Below are 5,975 nucleotides of genomic sequence, written 5' to 3' on the forward strand. Positions count from 1 at the left end.
GGGCCGCGCGGCCGGGCTCTCGGGATCGCGTCGGCGCGCGACCGTGTCCTTCGGGAGCCGTGCCCGCACACACCGGAATCCGAGCGGGAGATCATTATCCCCCCGGGGATGGAACGACTGGCCGAGCGTGCAGGCTACGCGCCAGCCATACGTGTCGGTCGCACCCTTTACTGCGCGGGGCAAGTCGGGCGAACGCAGGCGCTGGAGGTGATACCGGATCCAGCAGACCAGTTTCGAGCCTGCTGGGAAAACCTGCGCAGTGTCCTTGCCGCGGGCGGTTGCACGTTCGATGACGTCGTCGATATGACGACCTACCACGTGGACCTGCATCGCCACATGGAGACGTTCCGAGAGGTCAAGGACGCGGTATTCCCCAAGGGTACCTGTGCCTGGACCGTCATCGGTGTCGTCGACCTGGCCCTTCCCGGGCTGCTGGTCGAAATCAAGTGTACCGCGGTGCAGCCCTCTCGCTCCGACGATTAGTCGAGACTGGCGGTTGGCCACCAGTCCGGCAGCAGCGCCCGGGCCTCGCGCCGGCCGAAGCGATCGTCGAGCAGGTGGATCACGCCCTCGTCCTGCGGCGAGCGAATCACGCGCCCGGCGGCTTGCACCACTTTCTGCATGCCCGGGAAAAAATAGGCGTAATCGTAGCCACGACCGTAGAGCGCCTGCAGCCTGACGCGCATCTGCTCGTTGACGGGGTTGACCTGCGGCAATCCCAGCGTCGCGACGAAGGCGCCGATCAGGCGATCGCCGGGGAGATCGATGCCTTCGCCGAAGATCCCGCCCAGGACGGCAAAGCCTACCCCCTCCCCGCTCGCATCGAACCGGGCCAGGAATGCCTCCCGGGCGGCATCATCCATGCGTGAGGCCTGCCGCCATGACGGCACGTCGGGATGGCGCTCGACCAGACGATCGGCGACCCGTTCGAGATAGGCGAAGCTCGAGAAGAACGCCAGGTAGTTGCCGCGCCGCGCCCGGAACTGGGCGGCGATCCGGTCCGCCAGCGGAGTGAGCGAGGCCTCGCGATCGGCATAGCGCGTCGACAGCGATGCGGCAACGTGTACCGCCAGCTGCGAGTCGTGGAACGGCGAATCCAGCGATAGCCACGGCGCGTCCGGTGTTACGCCGAGCAGATCGCGATAGTAGGCTTCCGGGGTCAGCGTGGCGGAAAACAGAGTGCCGCCATGCGCCGCGGCGAATCGCGGCGCCAGGAACGGCGCCGGCACCACGTTGCGCAACGTCACCTGCGCCCCCGCGCGGCGCTGGCGTCCGCGGGGCGCCTGGCGGGTCACGTCACAGATCGAATGCTCGCCGAAGACATCGGCGACGCGGCAGAAGTGCTGGGCGTCGAAGGCGAATCGCTGCAGTTCGCCGTCGAGCGCGATCGGCTGCTCGCTCTGATACTCGACGACCTGAGAGACCGCTTGCTGCAGCGCCCCGATCAGCTTGCCGGGCAGCGTCTCGATGACCCGATAGTCCGATTCGCTCTCGTCCGCCAGCGCCTGCCAGATGGCGGCCACCCGCGAGAACGGCCGCTTGAGCGGCGCCGGCAACGTCGGCTTCAGGCGTCGGAAAGCGCCGTGGTCCAGCGTCGCGCTGTACATGCCGCGCCCGCGTTCCACCAGATTGTGAGCCTCGTCGACGAGCACGCCGACCCGCCACTGCTGCTGCTGGCTCAAGGCATAGAGCATGGCGTGAAAATCGAACCAGTAGTTGACGTCGCCGACGACGACATCGGCCCAGCGCGCCATCTCCTGGCCGAGGTAATAGGGGCAGATGTGGTGGGCGAGTGCCGTGTCCCGCAGGCCGGCACGATCGAGCCAGCCGCGTTCGACCGCCGCCGCGCGGGCCGCGGGCAGGCGATCGTAGAAACCGGCGGCCAGCGGGCAGGAGTCGCCGTGACACGCCTTGTCGGGGTGCTCACAGCTCCTGTCGCGGGCCGTCAGCGTCAGCACCCGCAGGGGCAGCGCCCCGGTCTCGTCGGGCGCGGGGACACGCGACTCGGCGCGGTGGCAACGGCCTCCTGCGCCCAGCGTCTGCAGCGCCTCGAGGGCGAGTCGCTGCCCGGTGTTGCGGGCCGTCAGAAAAAAGATCTTGTCCAGCGGCTCGCCCGGCATCGCCTTGAGCAGTGGAAACAGCGTCCCCAGCGTCTTGCCGATACCGGTGGGCGCCTGCAGCATCAGCCAGCGCCCGGTGTGGATGGCCTTGTAGACGGATTCGGCCAACGGACGCTGGCCCTCACGGAAACCGGCATGGGGAAAGCGGAGCGACTTCAGAGCGTTGTCCCGGCGGCGGCGATGGGCCAGCTCCTGCTGCGCCCAGGCCAGAAATGCCTGACAGTGCGCCTCGAACTCGGCACGCAGGGCCTCGGCGGAGCACTGCTCGGCCAGAGGCGTTTCTCGCTGGCTTACGATATCGAAATAGACCAGCGTCACCGTGAGCCGGTCCAGCCCGCGTTCGGCACACAGCAGGTGTCCATAGGTCTTGGCCTGGGCCCAGTGCAGCGCGCGCTGATTGGCCGGCTGACGGGCGAGATCGCCGCGATGGGTCTTGATCTCCTCCAGCCGATTGGCGTCGGGATCGTAGCCATCGGCACGCCCGCGTACCTCCAGGTGATGATAGCTGCCGGCCAAGGCAATCTCGCGCTCGTAACGCTCCCCGCGGCGCTCCGCGACGAGTTGATGGCCGGCGATCCCCTCCTGTGCCGAGGGCGACGGCGTGAAGCGCAGATCGAGATCACCTCGCTTGGCAGCGAACTCGCTCAGCGCCCGAACGGCGATCCGATAGCTCAAGAGTCGCCCCCGGCGACGGCCGTATCGGAACCGGACAGGCCTGGCGCCTCGATATCGCCCTCGGGGTCCCAACTGACGTAGCAGACACTGACCGGCATGTCGTGTCGGGCGCAGAAATCGAGCCAGCGCTTCTGGTTGTCCTGCAAGCGATCGCCTGGGCCCTTCACTTCGATCATGCGATAACGCGTCGCCTGCGAGGGCTCAGCGTCCTCCGGCCAGAACTGGATCAAATCCGGCATTCCGGCACGGTTGGCACGGACGTCGCCGAGCAGCCGCTCGAACCAGAGCCGCAGGTGGCGCGCCGGGATGCACTGGAGGGCCAGCTCCAGCAGGTGCTCGTCGAGCGCTTCCCAGAACACGAAGGGCGACTGGATCCCCCACTTCTCGCGATAGCGTCGACGGATGATCGCGCCATAGTCGCCCGTCTCGAGCGCCGCCAGGCAGCTGTCGAACCGGTCGCGCCGGCGCACTTGGAAATCCGCCTCGAACAGATCCACCGGCCCCGAGTGGAACGGATGGAAGAAGGCGCCGGGCAGTGGCGCGAAGATCGCTTCCCAGCAGAGCAGCCCGAACAAACCATTGACGAGCGCGTTCTCGACATAGCAGACCGGCGCCTCGTCACGACAGAGATGCCGGGCCACCGCCCGCTCGACGCTGGTGGCGCGGGGCAATACCAGGTCCAGACGCAGCGGCGGCGTTGCTTGCGGCCGACGCCCCGGCGCCAGGCCGAGCTTGCGACGAAGCCGGGGCAGCACCCGTTCCAGAGCCTGGCGTTCCGCCGCGTTGACGGGATCGGCTGCCGCCCGCTCGGCCAGGGCCAGCGCATCGGTGATTGCCTGCTGCGCCTCCAGCACCCGGATCCGGCGGAGCCGCGCCTCCGGTGCCGAGCAGTCTTGATAGAGCGCCAGGGCCTGATCGAGCTCGCCTTGGCGTTCGAGACGGTAGGCCAGCTTGTAGATCAACCGCCCCCGGCGACGCTCCAGCCACTCATTGGCAAACGGCAGGCGTGGAATATCGGCCAGCAGCGACTCCATCGCTTCATCGGCCTCGAAACGCTCCCGGCAGCGGTGCAGGTGTTGATAGGCCTCCAGTTCCTGGCGCCGGGAGAACGCTCGCGAGGTTGCCTCCAGCTCGATGGTCTCGAAACGGTAGACGCCGAGCTCCGCCAGCACGAACTCCGACCACTGCTGACGCAGATTGCCGAAGAACATCAGCCGGAAACGCTCGCACATCGCATCGACGCTCAGCCGGTAGTGACGATCCTCGAGTCCCGGCGCCCACTCGGCCAGAGGGCGGGGCTCGGGAGACCCTGCCTGCAGCGCCGCCAGCCATACCCCCTTGCCGGCCCCCCGGGAGAGACCGCATGTCGCCAGCCAGCCGCCCAGCTGTGCACCGAGCTCCGGCCGGGTCGTCAGCGCGAACAGCGCCTCCAGCGACAGCGGCGCGCCCTCCTCGATCCAGCCGGCCGCGATCAGCGGCTCGGCCGCCGCCCGCGTATCGCCAATCTCCGCATAGTCGAGGCGGCTGGCCCGAAAATCAACGCCCCGGCGCATGATCATCCTGACCAGCAGCGCCTGGGAGGGCTGGGGCAGACGTTGGAAATCAGCGATGAAAGCGGCCTCGTCGACACTCAGGAGGTCGGCGTAACGCGACGTCAGCCAGTCGAGGACGCGGCGGAAGTTGGCGAGATAGTAGAGCGGATCTTCGAGCGTCGGCAGCGCCATGGCGTCCCCAGCGTAGACTCAAAACACTGGGTAAGTATACAGACCCAAGAGAGGCGTTCGAAGCGTTGTCGTGGCTATTCGCCCAGTTCCGTCTTGAGCTCCTGCCATAGACGCCGGTAAGCGTGGGTGGCGCGACTGCGTGGCGCCAGGTCGGCCAGCGGACGGCACTCCAGGCTCATGCGCTCGACGTCGCTGGCGTAGGGAATCCAGGTCTGCATCGGCGCCCCGATGGCAGCCGGCGGCGCCTCGAGCCACTCGCGGTGCAGCGTGCGCCGCCGGTCGACCAGATTGAAGAAGGGCGTGAGCCGCTGGCGCTGGCGTTTCTTGAGATCGAGATGTTCGATCATGCGCGAGAAGGCCTGTACCGACAGCGGGCTGGGGATGGTCGGCACCAGGATGCGATCGGCGGCACGGATCAACTGGTCGGCCAGGGTGGAGAGCCCAGGCGGGCAGTCCAGGACCATCAGCGCATACTCTTCGCTGAACGGTGCGATCAGCCGCTTGAGGTGCTTGTCGCCGTCGGCCTTGTCTTCGAGGATACGGTCGAGATCGCGCAGCCGGATATCCGCCGGCAACAGATCGAAACGCTCCCACGGCGTGTGCTGGACCTGCTCGCCCAGCGGGGATTTTCCCGCCAGCAGCTTGCCGACCTTGCGGCTCATGCCGTTCTCCCCGCCGAGTATCCAGGTGGAAGCACCCTGCGCATCGAGGTCCCACAGCAGAACCGGCAGGCCGTCGCGATTGGCTTCCCGGGCCAGGTTGACGGCGGCCGAGCTCTTGCCGACGCCGCCTTTGAGGTTGTGCAGGGCCACCACTTTCATGATCGAAACGTTCCCACTGAGTCGTCGGATAGTGCTCGAATTCTACGGCGTGGGGGGATCCGCCAAGATGACGTTTCGATGACAAGATGATGACAGCGCCTGACGCTCGATCCAGCACCGCTTGCCGGCCGCGCTGAGTCGCTTGATCGCCGCCTCGAGCCGGAGCGCGTCGCCGTGACTGCCGACCGCCTGGGCGTGCCGCAGGGTCAGCGGCCCCTTGCCGCGCAGCGCCCGCGCTCCCTTGCCGTTGGCGTGCTGGGCGAAACGCCGCTCGACATCGGTGGTAATACCGGTGTAGAGCGCACCGTTGGCGGTCTCGATCAGATAGAGGTACCACCACCGTGGCTGCGCTCTGGCCGTCGGGTCGACTGGTTTCGACACTCGGTTTCAGCTCCCGGCCAGCGCCGCGCGCATCCTGCCGATCACGCCGTCGTAGCGATGGGCATCGTCGAGGCTGCGGGCCTTGAAGATCGCCGAACCGGCAACGAAGGTATCCGCGCCCGCTCTGGCGATGTCGGCGATATTGTCCGGGTCGACCCCCCCGTCGCCCTCCAGCCGGATCGGCAAGCCACTGGCGTCGATGCGTCGACGCGCTTCCCGTAGCTTGTCCAGTGCGGCGGGAATGAAGGACTGGC

At 67.5% G+C, this 5,975-nt stretch carries 5 protein-coding genes and 1 pseudogene; 1 reads left to right on the forward strand and 5 read right to left on the reverse strand.

Features of this window, described 5'->3' with window-relative positions:
- The coding region (locus tag AC3AYF_RS10125) for a RidA family protein (RefSeq protein WP_487779698.1) at nucleotides 1-483 on the forward strand (483 nt) is incomplete at its 5' end.
- On the opposite strand, the gene AC3AYF_RS10130 is transcribed toward AC3AYF_RS10125, so the two are convergent.
- From AC3AYF_RS10130 to AC3AYF_RS10150, 5 genes and pseudogenes are all read right to left on the reverse strand, one after another.
- Nucleotides 480-2,795 carry an ATP-dependent DNA helicase gene (locus AC3AYF_RS10130; RefSeq protein ID WP_295036183.1) on the reverse strand — a complete coding sequence of 772 codons (2,316 nt, stop codon included), beginning with the start codon at nucleotides 2,793-2,795 and terminating at the stop codon, nucleotides 480-482. The genes AC3AYF_RS10125 and AC3AYF_RS10130 overlap by 4 nt on opposite strands.
- Entirely contained in the window at nucleotides 2,792-4,519 is a 1,728-nt protein-coding gene (locus tag AC3AYF_RS10135) for a VRR-NUC domain-containing protein (protein WP_295036182.1), read from the reverse strand. The genes AC3AYF_RS10130 and AC3AYF_RS10135 overlap by 4 nt, the downstream gene beginning before the upstream one ends.
- 74 nt (nucleotides 4,520-4,593) lie before the next feature.
- Nucleotides 4,594-5,340, reverse strand: coding sequence for a ParA family protein (locus tag AC3AYF_RS10140; RefSeq protein WP_295036181.1), 747 nt, complete (start codon nucleotides 5,338-5,340; stop codon nucleotides 4,594-4,596).
- A gap of 42 nt (nucleotides 5,341-5,382) precedes the next feature.
- Nucleotides 5,383-5,721, reverse strand: a complete 339-nt coding sequence (locus AC3AYF_RS10145; protein WP_365676820.1) for a GIY-YIG nuclease family protein — start codon at nucleotides 5,719-5,721, stop codon at nucleotides 5,383-5,385.
- A 6-nt stretch (nucleotides 5,722-5,727) separates the two neighbouring features.
- Nucleotides 5,728-5,975 (reverse strand): annotated as a pseudogene (locus tag AC3AYF_RS10150) (ribulose-phosphate 3-epimerase); the annotation flags it as partial.

The organism is Salinicola sp. (genome assembly GCF_982684285.1).

Bases quoted from the DNA above. Each gene is read 5' to 3' on its own strand.
- AC3AYF_RS10135 (WP_295036182.1), bottom strand. From the start codon at position 4,519: ATGGCGCTGCCGACGCTCGAAGATCCGCTCTACTATCTCGCCAACTTC.
- AC3AYF_RS10140 (WP_295036181.1), bottom strand. From the start codon at position 5,340: ATGAAAGTGGTGGCCCTGCACAACCTCAAAGGCGGCGTCGGCAAGAGC.